Genomic DNA, 14145 nt, shown 5'->3' with positions numbered 1-14145 from the left:
CGGTGGCACTCTGGACCGGTGATGACGGCGAGAGAAGCTTGGCAGGCCGAATTCGATCGGGCCGGGATCCCGCGGCTGGTTCGTGAGCGGGACGTCGCCAACCCGCCTCGGCATGCCACGGTGGCCGACGGCGACCGGAGCGCGGATCTGGCGAGGGATTCCATGCGGCGGCGCCCGCTCTACCTGGCGCTCAGGGACGGTCCGGCAACCCGGTTGCAGGGCTACGCGCCGGATCTGGCGGCCGCTACCGCGGCGGCGGACCGGTGGCTGTCCGGGGAACGGCCCGGCCCGATCGCCGCGGCCTGGCCTTTCCTCGGGTCGGTGGCGCTCGCCGAGGCCCGTGAGCGCGGCGACCGTGGAGAGACGCGGTGGCTGTGGCTCTACGGGAACCACGTGGCGGACCCGGTGGCGGACCGGCTGGCCCCGTTCGTCGAACTGGCCTTCCACGTTCCGGAGCTACGTGCGCTGGAGCCCTCGACCAGCCACTTCCATCTTCATGTCGGACGGAACGGGCCGGTGGTGGAGCCGGTGGGCACGTCCGGCCGTTTCCGGGTTCACACCCGGGACGGCCGGACGCATGACGAGACCGACGCAGCGGGCGCGCTGCGGATCGTGCTCGACAGCCTGCCGGATCCCACCACCTGATCGGCGATCTGCGCGGGTGGGCGGTGAGGGTCGACAGCCTGGCGGATCTCACCACCTGATCGGCAGGCTCCTCAGGTGGGCGGTGAGCGCGCCGGCCAGCTGGCGGTGGTCGTGGGCGGACGGGTGCCAGTCGCAGCCGAGCAGGTCGAGCCCGAGCGCGTCGTTGTCGTAGTGCAGTGCGCTGATCCGGCGGTCGCCGGCGGCCGTACGCTGGGCGACGATCTTCTCGACCGAGGTGGCCAGGGCGGTGGTGTTCCACATCGACGGGTAGGTCAGCACGAGCTGGGTGTGCGGCCCGTACCGGTCCCGGAGTTTGTCGAGGAATCCCAGGTAGGCGGCCTCGTAGTCGGCGGCCAGGGCGGCCTCGTCGGCCCAGCGTTCGCCCGCGTGCAGGGCGGTGGAGAAGTCGTTGATGCCGAGCCCGATCACCACGACCTGCGGTTTCCACGTGCGCGGCCGCTGCCAGTCGGCGGTGTCGGCGGCCTGGAGGACCCGGTCGTAGTAGGTGCGGTAGTCGACGGCCGGGTTGGAGCCGTCGTAGTTGCGCACCATTCCCATCCCGGACCAGGCGTTGAGCTGGTAGTCGGCGCGCAGGGTACGGGCGGTCAGCGCGCCGAACGCCTGGTCGGCGTTGGAGTTGCGGTCGACGCCGCCGGTGGTGGAGCAGTCGCGGCCGGCGGAGGAGTTGCCGTAGCCGGCGGTCCAGGAGTCGCCGATGAACTCGATCTGGCGGCCGCGGGCGGCGGGTTCGGTGAGCAGTGCGCCGCCGGGTCCGGCCACGAAGCCGCCGAACTGGCCGGGCGTCCACGGGCTCTCGGTGCGTTTGGCGATGCGTACGGTGTGTGTGCCGCGCGCGAGTCCGCGTACCCAATGGGTTGTTCTTCCCGGAGTGACCAGGGTGACCGGAGCCTGATCGTCGACTTGCAGCTCGTAGTCGTTGACCGCGTCGTCGAGGACGACGCCGATCGCGTCGCCGCGGAAGCGGCCTTCGAAGTAGACGCCGGGCCAGGTGTAGCGGGTGTCGGTGCCGCGGTCCTCGATCCGGCCGGGGGTGTGCACGTGGGTGAGTGCCCGGGTGCCGGGCGCGACGGCCCGGCCGGTGACCGGGGAGATCTTGCCGGCGCAGAGGCCGCGGGCGCGCAGTGAGGCGGCGATGGCGGGGATGGCGGCGACCGTGTTCGGCGGCCAGTCGTGCATGAGGATGACGTCGCCGTCGGAGAGTTTGTCGACGCTGGCGAGGATCTGTTCGACCGAGGCGTTGTCCCAGTCGCGGGAGTCGACGTCGGTGTTGATCTCGGTGAGGCCGAAGCGGCGTTCGACGGCCCGCAGTGCGTCGTTGGTGTCCAGGTAGGGCGGCCGGAACAGGGTGGGCGTCACGCCGGTGACCTTGCGGATGGCGTCCTGGGTGCGGGAGATCTGGGCGGCCTGTTCGGCTTCGGGGAGCTGGGTCATGAACGGGTGGTCCCAGCTGTGGTTGCCGAGCCACATGCCGGCGGCGACCTGGGCGCGGGCCAGTTCGGGGTTGGCCTCGACGTTCTGTCCGGTGTTGAACATGGTGGCCCGTAACCCGGCGCGTTGGAGGGCGTCGAGCAGGGCGGCGGTGTTGCCGGGGGTGGGGCCGTCGTCGAAGGTGAGGCCGACGTAGCCGGGGCAGGCCGGGGTGGCGACGGCCGGGGCGGGTACGGCGACGGTGGCGGTGATCAACATGGCTGCGGCGAGTAATCTCATTCCGGGAGCGCTCCCAAATTGGGCACATAAATCGACAGTGGTCGATTGGCAGCCTAACCTAGTCGCGAATCTGCAGGCCCAGGGTCATCGCGATCACCACCGCCTGGTCCGCCGTGATCACCGCGTCCCGCAGCTCCAGCGCCCGCGGATCGAACGCGTGCAGGTCGGTCCCGCGCAGGTCGCAGCCGGTGAAATCGCCGCCGGTCAAGGTCGCCGCGGACAGGTCCAACCCGCGCATCGTGCCGTTGCGGCAGCGGATCCCGGTCAGGTCGGCCTCCCGCATCCGGACGCCGGTGAAGGTGGCGCTGCCCAGATCGGCCCGGGGCAGCGTGATGAACGACCAGTCCCCGCCGTCGACCGTGGTCAGGTCGAACGCGCACCCCTCGAAGGAGCTGCCCACCGCCTTGCAGTTGGTGAACGTCGCGTCGAAGAAGTTGCAGTTCACGAACCGGCAGTTCAGGAACGCGACATCGGTGTGCTGGGAGCAGTTGAACCGGGCGTCGCGGAAGACGCACTCGGAGAACTCGACGCCCTCCACGTCGGTCTCGCACAGGTCCAGCGCGGAGAACTGGACACCCTCGTGCCGGCGCTCCTTGCCGGCGCCCGCGTCCCAGTCCCGGGTGGTGATCACCTTCACGAGCGCCGCCGCGGGGATCCGGCCAGGTAGCCGTGCGGGTACGGCAGCGGCTGATCACCGGCGGCGGTCAGCCGCTCCAGCTGCTTGTCGTCCAGCGCCCAGCCGGTCGCGCCCAGGTTGTCGCCGAGCTGCTCGACGGTGCGGGCGCCGACGATCGGGGCGGTCACCCCGGGCCGTTGCAGCAGCCACCGCAGCGCCACCCGCGCGGGCGTGTGCCCGGACTCCTCGGCCACCGCGATCAGGGCGTCGGTGACCCGCCAGACGCGCTCGTCGACGCTGTCCTGCCAGTTGCCGAGCCAGGGCTGCTTGTCGCCCTCCCACCGGGTGCCGGCCGGCGCCGCCGTCATGCCGCGCCGGTACTTGCCGGTCAGCCAGCCGCCCCGCATCGGCGACCACGGGATGATCCCGACGCCCTCGTTGCGGCAGACCGGCACCAGCTCGGTCTCGATGTCCCGGTCGATCAGGTTGTAGAGCGGCTGCGCGGCCACGAACGGCTCCCACCCGCGGAACCGGGCCACGTCCACCGACCTCTGCAACTGCCAGGCCGCGTAGTTGCTGACGCCGAGATGCCGCACCAGCCCGGAGCGCACCAGCTGGTCCAGCGTCGACAGGGTCTCCTCGATCGGGGTCGTCTCGTCGAAGCAGTGCAGCTGGTACAGGTCGATGTAGTCGGTCCGCAGCCGGCGCAGGCTGGCGTGCACCGCCGCGATCAGGTGCTTGCGGCCCGCGCCGTTGTCGTTGGGGCCGTCACCGGTGAACCAGAACGCCTTGGTCGCCACCACCAGGGAATCCCGCTGCCGGGTCGCCAGCCAGCGGCCGACGATCTCCTCGGAGGCGCCGCCCGCGTACACGTCGGCGGTGTCGACGAAGTTGCCGCCCGCCTCCACGTAACGGTCCAGGATGGCGTGCGAGGTGGGCTCGTCCGATTCGTTGCCGAAGGTCATCGTCCCGAGGCACAGCTCGCTGACCCGAAGCCCGCTGCCCCCGACATTCCGGTACTCCATGCCCGAAATCCTTCCAGCCGGACCTTGGCCCGGCAACCCTAGGGGCAGCCGCTGGAGGACTGAGTGAGCCGGGTGCGCACCACGAGATCGTGCAGGGCCGCCACGGCGCTCGCGTCCGCGTACCCCGGAAGTTTGCTCTGGTCTCTCGCCTCCTCCAGCTCGGCGCGCAGCGCCGGGACGTCCGCGGCGAGATGGGCCGCCGCGGTGGCCGGGAGGGGTCCGTGTTCGGCCTCGCGCTTCGCCGCGATCAGCTCCGGCACGTAGGCCAGCCGCTGACCGAGAATGCCCAGATCGGTCTCCAACTCGCCGGTGCGCATCAGATGGATGCCGGTGAGCAGCACCCGCAGCGTGTAGAGCGCCGGCTTGAGATGCCCGCTCTTGTGGTAGAGCCGCTCCTGGGTGGCCGCGAACCCCAGGTAGTGGTGCGCGTGATTGCTGGTGATCATGCCTGGGGCCAGGGCTTTCAGCTCGGCGTGCACTCCTGAGGTGAGCACCACGAGCGGCGACAGCAGCTGCTCCAGCACGTACCCGTTCCGGCTGTTGAGCAGCCGCGCGAACTTCAGCAGATCGTGGCTGACCACGTCGAGCTCCACGCCGTCGCGGACACCGCCGTCCTGGAGCGTGTCCGGTCCTGTTCGCAAGCCGACCACCTCGTCCGGCGGCAGCACGTGCGCGCCCCGCAGGTCGAGATCCGAGTCGACCGACGCGAAACCGTAGAGGTGCGCCCCGCTCACGGTGGCGAAGAGCAGGGGATAGGGCAGGGAGGCGGCGGCCTCGCCGGCCCACGACGGGACATCGACGGTCACTGTCTACAGATTCCTTTCGCGTACGCCCACGAGCACTGAATCGATGCGGTCGCGGTCCGGCTTCTCCGGCAGCGCGGTGCCGGCCGCCGCAACGCTGAGGTCGGCCTGCAAGTGCTCGGCCCAGGCGGCCACGTCCGGCCACGGCACGTCGCCGTTACGCACGGCGAGCAGTTCGCCGCGCAGGTGGGTGACGTCGACCAGGACCTCCCCGGTACGCAGCACGTGCGCCCCGGCGAGAAGCAGGCGGATCATATGCATCGCCTGCTTGAAGTTGATCTCCCCCGTTCGGGCGTGCCGGGACGCCACCTTGGCGAGCTGGTCGCGCGCATAGGCGCCGTAGGTGTCGGCCACCCTGGTGGAGAGGAACGCCTTTCGCTCCGCGAGCAAGGCGTCGCCGTCGACGGTTCGGTCCGTGACGAGCGGCGACCACAGCACTTCGAGCACCGTCGGGTTACCCTGCGCCGCGAGCGTGCAGAACCGCTCGATCTCCCACGAGAACTGCTCCTCGGCCGGCCCGTCCAGATGGGTGGGCGGCTTGTCCAGGGACCAGAAGGCGCGGGTCGGCGCCACGAACACACCCCGCCGGTCGTGGTCGGAATCCGGCCGGTGAAGTCCATAGGCACGGGAGCCGACCACGACCGCGAGGGCCGTGTGCCGTTGCACGAACTCGATCATGAGCCCGGAGCGTACGTCTACAGGTCCAGCACCGTCGCGTCGATTTCGTCCAGCTCGCTCTGGTCGAAGCCGATCCTGCCCAGGGCGGCGATGTTGTTCTCCAGCTGCTCGACGCTGGACGCGCCGATGATCAGGCTGGTCATCCGCTCGTCGCGCAGCGCCCACGCCAGCGCCATCTGGGCCAGCGACTGCCCGCGCCGCTTCGCGATGTCGTCGAGCGTGTGCAGCCGCGCCAGGGTGTTCTTGTCCAGGGCGCTCTCGTTGAGGAACACGCTGGTGCGGATCCGCGAGTCCTCCGGGATGCCGGTCAGGTAACGGTCGGTGAGCAGACCCTGCTGGAGCGGGCTGAACGCGATGCACCCCGCCCCGGCCGCCTCGAGGGTGTCGAGCAGCCGGTCGTGCTCGATCCACCGGTTCAGGATCGAGTAGGACGGCTGGTGGATCAGCAGCGGCGTGCCCAGCTCACGGAGCAGGTCGGCGGCCAGGGCGGCCTGCTCGGACCGGTAGTTGGAGATGCCGACGTAGAGCGCTTTCCCGGAGCGCACGATGGCGTCCAGGGCGGTCATCGTCTCCTCGAGCGGGGTCTCCGGGTCGGGCCGGTGGTGGTAGAAGACGTCGACGTAGTCGAGGCCCATCCGCTTCAGCGACTGGTCCAGCGACGAGACCAGGTACTTGCGGGAGCCCCAGTCGCCGTACGGGCCGTCCCACATCGTGTAGCCGGCCTTCGACGAGATGACCAGCTCGTCGCGGTGGTGCTTGAGGTCGGTGTTGAGGATGGCGCCGAACTTGGTCTCCGCGCTGCCCGGCGGCGGCCCGTAGTTGTTGGCCAGGTCGAAGTGGGTGACCCCGAGGTCGAAGGCGCGGCGGACGATGGCGCGCTGACGGTCGATGGGGCGGGAGTCACCGAAGTTGTGCCAGAGGCCGAGGCTGATGGCGGGAAGCTTGAGGCCACTGCGACCAGCACGACGGTAGATCATCTCGCGGTAGCGGTCGGCGGCAGGGAAGTACGTCACATCGCACACCCTAGGACTCCCGGACCCACCCCCGTGCGCTGGTAGGTTGGGGGAGCACGCGGGAGAGACCCTTGGGCGCCGAAGAGGCAACTCCTCCCCGGAAACTTTCAGGCAAAAGGACCGCGTGGGCAGGCGACTCTGAAATGCCGCGGTGTGGGTATGACAGAGGGGGAGGTTGATCCTCGACCTTCTCACGTTCTGGAGTCGCCCATGACGTCCCCGTTCGTTTCCCGGCACATCGGCCCCGGCCCGGACGAGCAGTCCCACATGCTCAAGACGGTGGGGTACGGCTCGGTCGAGGAACTCATGGACGCCGCGATCCCCTCCTCCATCCGGTTCGACGGATCACTCGATCTGCCGGCCGGCATCTCCGAGGAGCAGGCGATCGCCGAGCTGCGCGGCATCGCGGGGCGCAACGTGGTGGCCACCCCGATGATCGGGCTCGGCTACTACGGCACGGTCACCCCGGCGGTGATCAAGCGGAACGTGCTGGAGAACCCGGCGTGGTACACGGCCTACACGCCGTACCAGCCGGAGATCAGCCAGGGCCGCCTGGAGGCGCTGCTCAACTTCCAGACCATGGTCACCGACCTGACCGGGATGGTCACGGCCAACGCGTCGATGCTCGACGAGGCCACGGCGGTCGCCGAGGCGATGACCCTCGCGCGCCGCGCCGCCAAGAACAAGAGCAACGTGTACGCGGTGGACGCCGACACGTTCCCGCAGACGCTGTCGGTGCTGCGGACCCGGGCCGAACCGCTCGGCATCGTCATCCACCTCGTGGACCTCGACGGCGGCGAGCAGCTGCCGGACGACTACTTCGGGCTGCACCTGCAATACCCGGGCGCCTCCGGCAAGATCCGGGACCACGCCGCCCTGGTCGAGGCCGCCCACGTCACGGGCGCCCTGGTCACGGTCGCCGCCGACCTGCTGGCGCTGACCCTGCTGCGCTCGCCCGGGGACATCGGCGCCGACATCGCGGCCGGCACCACGCAGCGCTTCGGCGTACCGCTGGGGTTCGGTGGCCCGCACGCCGGCTACCTGGCGGTGCGCAACGGCCTGGAGCGGTCGCTTCCCGGGCGTCTGGTCGGCGTCTCGAAGGACGCCGACGGCGACCAGGCCTACCGGCTCGCCCTGCAGACCCGTGAGCAGCACATCCGCCGGGAGAAGGCGACCAGCAACATCTGCACCGCGCAGGTGCTGCTCGCCGTCATGGCCAGCATGTACGCGGTCTACCACGGCCCGGCCGGGCTGCGCGCCATCGCGGCCCGCACTCACGGGCACGCCGCCCGCGTGGCCGCCGGCCTGCGCACCGTCGACGGCGTGACCGTGGTGTACGACCACTTCTTCGACACCGTGCTCGCCCGCGTCCCCGGCAAGGCCGAGGCCGTCCTGGACGCGGCCGCCAAGTACGGCATCGACCTGCGCCTCGTCGACGCCGACCACGTGTCGGTCTCCTGCGACGAGACCACCACCGCGTCCGAGGTGCAGCGGGTCTGGGACGCGTTCGGTACGGCCGTCGCGGGCGCCTACGTGTGCGACGAGCCTGTTTCGGTCGGCCGCCCGATCCCGGCCGACCTGGAGCGCACCGGCGACTACCTGGCGCACCCGGTGTTCAACACCCACCACTCCGAGACGAGCATGCTGCGCTACCTGCGCAAACTGTCGGACCGGGACTACGCGCTGGACCGCGGCATGATCCCGCTGGGCTCGTGCACGATGAAGCTGAACGCCACCACCGAGATGGAGGCGGTCACCTGGCCGGAATTCGCCGCCATCCACCCGTTCGCGCCGAAATCGCAGGTTGCCGGCTACGAGCATCTCGTCGCCCAGCTGGAGAAGTGGCTCGCCGAGATCACCGGCTACGACGCGGTCAGCGTCCAGCCGAACGCCGGCTCCCAGGGCGAGCTGGCCGGCCTGCTCGCCATCCGCGGCTACCACCGTTCCCGCGGCGAGACCCACCGCGACGTGTGCCTGATCCCGTCGAGCGCGCACGGCACCAACGCGGCCAGCGCCGTGATGGCCGGCATGCGGGTGGTCGTGGTCGCGTGTGACGCGGACGGCAACGTCGACCTGGCCGACCTGGACGCCAAGATCGAGAAGCACCGGGACGCGCTCTCGGCGATCATGGTGACCTACCCGTCCACCCACGGCGTCTACGAGACCTCGATCGCCGACCTGTGCGCCAAGGTGCACGAGGCGGGCGGCCAGGTGTACGTGGACGGCGCCAACCTGAACGCGCTGGTCGGCTACGCCCGGCCCGGGAAGTTCGGGGCGGACGTCTCGCACCTGAACCTGCACAAGACGTTCTGCATCCCGCACGGCGGGGGCGGTCCCGGCGTGGGCCCGGTCGCGGTCGGCGCGCACCTCGCGGAATTCCTGCCCGGCGACCCGCTCGAGCAGGGCGACCACCACGCCGTCTCGGCGGCGGCGCACGGTTCGGCGGGGATCCTGCCGATCTCGTGGGCGTACATCCGGATGATGGGCCCGGACGGTCTCGCGGCGGCGACCGCGTCGGCGGTGCTGGCGGCCAACTATGTGGCGGCGCGGCTGCGCGAGCACTACCCGGTGCTGTACGCGGGTGAGCACGGCCTGGTCGCGCACGAGTGCATCCTCGACCTGCGCCCGATCACCAAGGCGACCGGTGTCTCGGTCGACGACGTGGCCAAGCGGCTGATCGACTACGGCTTCCACGCGCCGACCATGTCGTTCCCGGTGGCCGGCACGCTCATGGTCGAGCCGACCGAGAGCGAGGATCTGGCGGAGCTGGATCGCTTCATCGCCGCGATGATCGCCATCAAGGGTGAGATCGACCAGGTCGCGGCCGGGGTGTGGCCGAAGGACGACAATCCGCTGGCCAACGCGCCGCACACGGCGTCGGCGGTGACGGCGGATGAGTGGATTCACCCGTATTCACGCTCCGTTGCCGGTTTCCCGGCGGGCGTGGACCGGACGGCGAAGTACTGGCCGCCGGTGCGCCGGATCGACGGGGCCTTCGGAGACCGGAATCTGGTCTGCTCGTGCCCGTCGCCCGAGGCGTTCGAGGACTGATCTCAGTCGCGCAGGTCGCGGTCGTCTTTGATCGCGGCCTGCGCCGCCTTCGTAGTCGTCGATTGATTACGCTGCGTCGCGTGTTCGGTGACGGGTCACGCCGCCAGGGCGTGCACCGCCGGGCCGCGGTGCGGCTCGATCATGGTGCCGTCCGGCAGCAGCTCGCCGGTGTCCTCGAAGATGATGACGCCGTTGCAGAGCAGGCTCCAGCCCTGCTCCCGGAAGGTCGCGATGATGAGTGCGGCCTCACGGTCGGTAGCGTCGGCGGGGGGGCATGGGTTCAGGTGCTGGCACATCGGTGGATCTCCGTTGGGGGTTGTGTGAAGGTTCACAATCGCGGTGACGAACGTTACCTCACATCGAACGACAGCGGTTCAACCCGGTGACGGCGCCGGTGTCCGCTTCCTCGATTCCGATGTTCCACGGCGGCGGCGTCGTTGACCACTCTCCGCTACCTCCGTTCGGTGCGCCGCCGGGCGCCCCGGCGGACTGCGGTGCACGTCATGACGTGTTGAGCGCTTTTCGATGGCATCGGGGTGATCCCGGTGACCCTGCCGAGCTTCTGGCCGCATTCCTCGACGGCAACGGACTACCGGTGCGGAACCTTGGCCGAACGGGTGACAAAAACAAGACGATCGGCGATGGTGCAACTTGCGGGGCAGCACTGTACGTGTCGGCGGATGCCGGATGCGTGATGGCTGGGGGAGTGGTCGGCGCCCCCTCGCCAGTGCCCAGCATTCCCGACGTTTACGCGGTTGTATACCGACATTCCGACTTTCAGGGCGATTTTTCCCTTTCTAAGGGATGGTCGCTCGGGCCCTGGCGGGACAGCTGGAGCCGCGCCGACCACGCCCACGCCGTCGACCAGGTCCGGGCCGCCATCGCCCGCGGCGACGTCTACCAGGTCAACGTCGTCGGGCACGCGTCGGCGCCCTACACCGGCGACCCCGGGCCCGCGCTGCACCGCGTAGCCGGACTGCCCGGCGCCCGCTACGGCGGCGTCCTGGCCGGCGACGGCTGGGCCATGGCCACCGCCTCCCCGGAAACCCTCGTCGAGGTCCGCCACGGCCGGGTCATCACCCGCCCGATCAAGGGCACCCGCCCCGCCACCGACGCCGGCCGCCGCGAACTGCTCGCCTCCACCAAGGAACGCGCCGAGCACGTGATGATCGTCGACCTGGAACGCAACGACCTCGCCCGGCTGCCCGGGACCGGGCCGGTGCGGGTGGACGAGCTGTTCGCCGTACGCCGATGGGTGGGTCTCTGGCAGGCCGAATCCGTCGTCTCCGCCCCGCTCGACGGCGACGTCGACCTGGCCGCCCTGCTGCGGGCCGTCTGCCCCGGCGGCAGCGTCACCGGCGCCCCCAAACTCGCCGCCCTCGCCCAGATCGCCGCCCTCGAACCGGTCGGCCGCGGCGTCAGCATGGGCGCCCTCGGCTGGCTCGGCCACGACCACCTCGACCTCGGCCTGAGCATCCGCACCGTCGCCGTCGACGGCCGCCGCGTCCACGCCTGGGCCGGCGGCGGCATCACCATCGACAGCGACCCGGCCGACGAGGTCGCCGAAGCCGCCGCCAAAGCCGGACCCCTGCGGGCCGCCCTGCGCGGCGTGTGACCCCCACAGCCTCCTCCAAGCTCTCTCCGAGCCGCCTCTACCTATTGCGTGCCACTGTCGGCATCCGCCCCCACAGCAGGGGGCTGAGCGCGTAATTTGACGCACGCGCGGCACCGAGGCGGTCCACAATGGCACGAGAGTGCCGTGGTGGCTGCAGAGAGGCGACATCGCGGTCATGCTCGACACCCTTGATCCACCGGTCTCCGGCATCCACCTCCGGGTGGACTTCGCGGGATTCGCCCACGCCAGCACGGCCCGGCTGCACAGCAGCGCCTTCCAGCTGTGCCGGGACTGGCACCTGGCCCAGGACCTCACCCAGACCACCCTCACCAAGCTGTTCCTCAGCTGGGACCGGGCCGTCGACAGCGACAACCTCATCGCGTACGCCCAGCGCGTGCTCCTGCGCGTCTACCTCGACCACCGGCGCCGCCGCAGCTCCACCGAGGCCGTCCCCGGCGAACTGCGCGAACCCGCCTACTCGATGAGCCCCGAACTGCGGCTCACCATGCTCGACGCCCTCGCCCGCCTGCCCGCCCGCGACCGGGCCATCGTCATGCTGCGCTACTTCGCCGACCACAGTGTGGAACAGGTCGCCCAGGAACTCGGGGTGCCCGTCACCGTCGTCAAGAGCCAGACCCGGCGGTCCCTGATCAAACTCCGGCAGATGCTGGTCAACGACCGGCCCGTCCTATTCACGTAACGACCAGATAGCCTTGCGGGCATGACAGTCAGGCCTATTCGGCTCTTCGGCGACCCGGTCCTGCGCACACCCGCCGACCACGTCACCACCTTCGACGCGGCACTGCGCGAACTCGTCCAGGACCTCGAGGACACCGTCCGCGAACCCGGCCGCGCCGGCGTCGCCGCCCCACAGATCGGCGTCGGCCTGCGGGTGTTCTCGTACAACGTCGGCGGCCGGGTCGGCCACGTCGTCAACCCGGTGCTCAGCGACTTCGCCGGCGAGCAGACCGACGAGGAGGGCTGCCTGTCGCTGCCCGGCATGGGCTTCGACACCCGCCGCTCCGAATCCGTCGTCTGCCACGGCTTCGACCAGCACGGCGAACCCCTCGTCATCGAGGGCGCCGGCTTCCTGGCCCGGGCACTCCAGCACGAGACCGACCACCTCGACGGCCGCCTCTACGTCGACACCCTCACCGGCGACGTGCGCCGCCAGGCCCTGCGCGAGCTGCGCCGCGTCGTTCCCCGATGACCGCCGCCGACGTCCGGCGCCTGGCCGCGGCCTCCCTCGCGGTGGGTGATCCCACCGGCTGGTTCGAGCATCTGTACGCCCAAGCGCGCGACGGGCGAGCCGAAGTGCCCTGGGACGTCGCCGCACCCAGCGCCCATCTGCGGGCGCTGGACCTGCCCGCCGGGGACGGCCGCCGGGCGCTGGTCGTCGGCTGCGGTCCCGGCCGGGACTCGGAGTATCTGGCCGCGCTCGGGTATGCGGTGACCGCTTTCGACATCTCGGCCACCGCCATCGACCTGGCCCGTGCCCGGCATCCGTCGAGCCCGGTCGACTATGTCGTGGCGGACCTGCTCGATCCGCCCACCCAGTGGCGGCACGGCTTCGACCTGGTGCTGGAGAGCAACAACGTACAGGCCCTGCCGGCCGCTGTCCGAGCCCGCGCGATCGCCGTGGCCGGCACGTTCGTGGCGCCCGGCGGGCTGCTGGTCGTGCTCGCGGCGGCCACCACCCGGGTGGACAGTGACGGGTCCGGGCCGCCGTGGCCGCTCACCCGGGCCGAGGTCGACGGTTTCGCGACCGGCGGGTTGAGGCCGATCTCGATCACCCAGGTGGATGTCGCCGGAACCACCCTGCCGACCCGCTGGCAGGCCCTCTTCACCCGCTGACAGGTCTGCCTGTCTCCCTACTTCGAGATCACGCCGGCTCACCCGCGCCGACATGCGCTCGGCAACGGTCAAGACAACCAGCGGCGAGGGTGAACGCCGTCGTCCAGCGTCGCGGCCCAGTCGCCGCCCGCGGAGCGGATGACGAGGTCGCCTTCGCCGAACCGCAGCACCGCACCCTCCGCCTGCGCATACTTCCCGAACAGGGGGGCGGCACCGCTCAGCCGGGCGCCCACGAACGCCTCCGCCGGATCGTACGCGGACCCCTGACCCGGCGAAACGGTCACTGACCGTAACTCCACCTCGTGGCGGCACCCGCACGAGATCAGGAGCGGGTGGTCACCGAAGCGCCAGAGCAGGTCAGGCGCTGCGGCATGGCTCAGGTGTTCGCCGCGTACCGGCTGGTGCGCGACGACGTCGACGCCCTCCAGCCGGTGGCCGATCAGCCCGCTCAGCAGCTCAGCGACCGTGGGCCGGGCCGGTACCGCGAACGTGTCGACGCCGAGCCGGTTGAGCACCGTGAAGAACTGGTCCTCGACGAATGTCCCGGTCGTGGCCAGCACCGCCTCCACCGCAGCGACCGGTGCCGGGCTCAGGCCGGCCTCACGCGCCCAAGCCACCGCGGCGGCCGCGGCGGCGGCGCCGCTCAGCGTCTCGGCGAGCATGCGCTGCCTGGTGGCGGCCGCCTCGGCTTCGTACTTCGGATCCACCCAGTCGTCACCCAGATGGTTTCCGTCCTCGTCGAACGGCGAGGACGGCAGCGCGGAGTAGGCGACCGCGGCGTCGATGTCCAGCCACGTGTCCCAGAACGGCGTCCCCACACCGACCGCGTGCACGTAGGCGGCGGAACTGTCGAGGATGTCGGCGGCCAGCACCGGAGCCCCGGTCGCGTCACGCAGGTCGGTGAGGAACGTGTCCGGCAGGTCGCCGGACGAGGCCCAGATCCGGGTGACCTGCCATCCACCGGAAACCTGGTCGTACTCCAGGTCACCGTCGCGCAGCTCCGGCACCTCGGGCAGCAGATCCCACACCAGGGCCTCGCCGCGATGGATGACGTAACTTCCCCAGAACCCCATGGCGGATGATCATGACTCATCCGAGCGTGTGTGTCAGCCCGGAG

The 14145-nt window shown here is 70.6% G+C and carries 14 protein-coding genes and 1 riboswitch; of the genes, 6 read left to right on the top strand and 8 right to left on the bottom strand.

Features of this window, described 5'->3' with window-relative positions; all coding sequences use genetic code 11:
• The first annotated feature begins 18 nt into the window (after positions 1-18).
• Complete coding sequence (locus BJ964_RS35780; RefSeq protein ID WP_188124772.1) at positions 19-645, top strand: DUF6193 family natural product biosynthesis protein; 627 nt, start codon at positions 19-21, stop codon at positions 643-645.
• Between the two features lie 48 nt (positions 646-693).
• Here the strand turns inward: BJ964_RS35780 and BJ964_RS35775 are convergent, their stop codons facing one another.
• The 6 genes from BJ964_RS35775 to mgrA form a co-directional block, all read right to left on the bottom strand.
• Positions 694-2352 (bottom strand): polysaccharide deacetylase family protein, encoded by a 1659-nt coding sequence (locus tag BJ964_RS35775; protein WP_229807248.1) that lies wholly within the window; start codon positions 2350-2352, stop codon positions 694-696.
• A gap of 79 nt (positions 2353-2431) precedes the next feature.
• Positions 2432-3010: a pentapeptide repeat-containing protein gene (locus BJ964_RS35770; RefSeq protein ID WP_188124770.1), complete on the bottom strand. Its 579-nt coding sequence runs from the start codon at positions 3008-3010 to the stop codon at positions 2432-2434.
• Positions 3007-4014 carry an aldo/keto reductase gene (locus BJ964_RS35765; protein WP_188124769.1) on the bottom strand — a complete coding sequence of 336 codons (1008 nt, stop codon included), beginning with the start codon at positions 4012-4014 and terminating at the stop codon, positions 3007-3009. The genes BJ964_RS35770 and BJ964_RS35765 overlap by 4 nt, the downstream gene beginning before the upstream one ends.
• Positions 4015-4052: 38 nt before the next feature.
• On the bottom strand, positions 4053-4820 hold the full coding sequence (locus tag BJ964_RS35760; RefSeq protein WP_188124768.1) for a nucleotidyltransferase domain-containing protein: 768 nt from the start codon (positions 4818-4820) through the stop codon (positions 4053-4055).
• 3 nt (positions 4821-4823) lie between these two features.
• The gene (locus tag BJ964_RS35755) at positions 4824-5495 is read right to left on the bottom strand and encodes a nucleotidyltransferase domain-containing protein (protein ID WP_188124767.1); all 672 of its coding nucleotides are present in this window, start codon (positions 5493-5495) and stop codon (positions 4824-4826) included.
• Between the two features lie 17 nt (positions 5496-5512).
• Positions 5513-6508 carry an L-glyceraldehyde 3-phosphate reductase gene (mgrA, locus tag BJ964_RS35750; RefSeq protein ID WP_188124766.1) on the bottom strand — a complete coding sequence of 332 codons (996 nt, stop codon included), beginning with the start codon at positions 6506-6508 and terminating at the stop codon, positions 5513-5515.
• A gap of 49 nt (positions 6509-6557) precedes the next feature.
• Positions 6558-6641: riboswitch (glycine riboswitch) on the top strand.
• Positions 6642-6718: 77 nt separating this feature from the next.
• Between mgrA and gcvP the strand changes: the two genes are divergently transcribed.
• Positions 6719-9559 (top strand): aminomethyl-transferring glycine dehydrogenase, encoded by a 2841-nt coding sequence (gene gcvP / locus BJ964_RS35745; RefSeq protein ID WP_188124765.1) that lies wholly within the window; start codon positions 6719-6721, stop codon positions 9557-9559.
• Positions 9560-9654: 95 nt separating this feature from the next.
• Here gcvP and BJ964_RS35740 read toward each other — a convergent pair whose 3' ends face one another.
• Positions 9655-9855 (bottom strand): DUF5999 family protein, encoded by a 201-nt coding sequence (locus tag BJ964_RS35740; RefSeq protein WP_183227848.1) that lies wholly within the window; start codon positions 9853-9855, stop codon positions 9655-9657.
• A 119-nt stretch (positions 9856-9974) separates the two neighbouring features.
• Here BJ964_RS35740 and BJ964_RS35735 point away from each other — a divergent pair, with 119 nt between their 5' ends.
• The 4 genes from BJ964_RS35735 (at position 9975) to BJ964_RS35720 (ending at position 13028) form a co-directional block, all read left to right on the top strand.
• Positions 9975-11174 carry a chorismate-binding protein gene (locus BJ964_RS35735; RefSeq protein WP_188127366.1) on the top strand — a complete coding sequence of 400 codons (1200 nt, stop codon included), beginning with the start codon at positions 9975-9977 and terminating at the stop codon, positions 11172-11174.
• Positions 11175-11313: 139 nt separating this feature from the next.
• Positions 11314-11874, top strand: coding sequence for a SigE family RNA polymerase sigma factor (locus tag BJ964_RS35730; RefSeq protein ID WP_229807249.1), 561 nt, complete (start codon positions 11314-11316; stop codon positions 11872-11874).
• A 21-nt stretch (positions 11875-11895) separates the two neighbouring features.
• Positions 11896-12384 carry a peptide deformylase gene (locus BJ964_RS35725; protein ID WP_188124764.1) on the top strand — a complete coding sequence of 163 codons (489 nt, stop codon included), beginning with the start codon at positions 11896-11898 and terminating at the stop codon, positions 12382-12384.
• Positions 12381-13028 (top strand): class I SAM-dependent methyltransferase, encoded by a 648-nt coding sequence (locus BJ964_RS35720; protein ID WP_188124763.1) that lies wholly within the window; start codon positions 12381-12383, stop codon positions 13026-13028. The genes BJ964_RS35725 and BJ964_RS35720 overlap by 4 nt, the downstream gene beginning before the upstream one ends.
• 68 nt (positions 13029-13096) lie before the next feature.
• Here the strand turns inward: BJ964_RS35720 and BJ964_RS35715 are convergent, their stop codons facing one another.
• On the bottom strand, positions 13097-14101 hold the full coding sequence (locus tag BJ964_RS35715; RefSeq protein ID WP_188124762.1) for a hypothetical protein: 1005 nt from the start codon (positions 14099-14101) through the stop codon (positions 13097-13099).
• Positions 14102-14145 lie beyond the last annotated feature (44 nt).

Source organism: Actinoplanes lobatus (genome assembly GCF_014205215.1).
GTDB lineage: Bacteria > Actinomycetota > Actinomycetes > Mycobacteriales > Micromonosporaceae > Actinoplanes > Actinoplanes lobatus.
The sequence above is the reverse complement of the archived record's forward strand: the minus strand, read 5'-3'. Positions and strand labels throughout refer to the sequence as shown.

What these genes read in the sequence shown, in the direction of transcription:
- BJ964_RS35775 (WP_229807248.1), bottom strand. Translation starts at nt 2,352, where the DNA reads ATGTTGATCACCGCCACCGTCGCCGTACCCGCCCCGGCCGTCGCCACC.
- BJ964_RS35725 (WP_188124764.1), top strand. Translation starts at nt 11,896, where the DNA reads ATGACAGTCAGGCCTATTCGGCTCTTCGGCGACCCGGTCCTGCGCACA.
- BJ964_RS35735 (WP_188127366.1), top strand. Translation starts at nt 9,975, where the DNA reads ATGTTCCACGGCGGCGGCGTCGTTGACCACTCTCCGCTACCTCCGTTC.
- BJ964_RS35715 (WP_188124762.1), bottom strand. Translation starts at nt 14,101, where the DNA reads ATGGGGTTCTGGGGAAGTTACGTCATCCATCGCGGCGAGGCCCTGGTG.
- BJ964_RS35720 (WP_188124763.1), top strand. Translation starts at nt 12,381, where the DNA reads ATGACCGCCGCCGACGTCCGGCGCCTGGCCGCGGCCTCCCTCGCGGTG.
- BJ964_RS35740 (WP_183227848.1), bottom strand. Translation starts at nt 9,855, where the DNA reads ATGTGCCAGCACCTGAACCCATGCCCCCCCGCCGACGCTACCGACCGT.
- BJ964_RS35755 (WP_188124767.1), bottom strand. Translation starts at nt 5,495, where the DNA reads ATGATCGAGTTCGTGCAACGGCACACGGCCCTCGCGGTCGTGGTCGGC.
- gcvP (WP_188124765.1), top strand. Translation starts at nt 6,719, where the DNA reads ATGACGTCCCCGTTCGTTTCCCGGCACATCGGCCCCGGCCCGGACGAG.
- BJ964_RS35765 (WP_188124769.1), bottom strand. Translation starts at nt 4,014, where the DNA reads ATGGAGTACCGGAATGTCGGGGGCAGCGGGCTTCGGGTCAGCGAGCTG.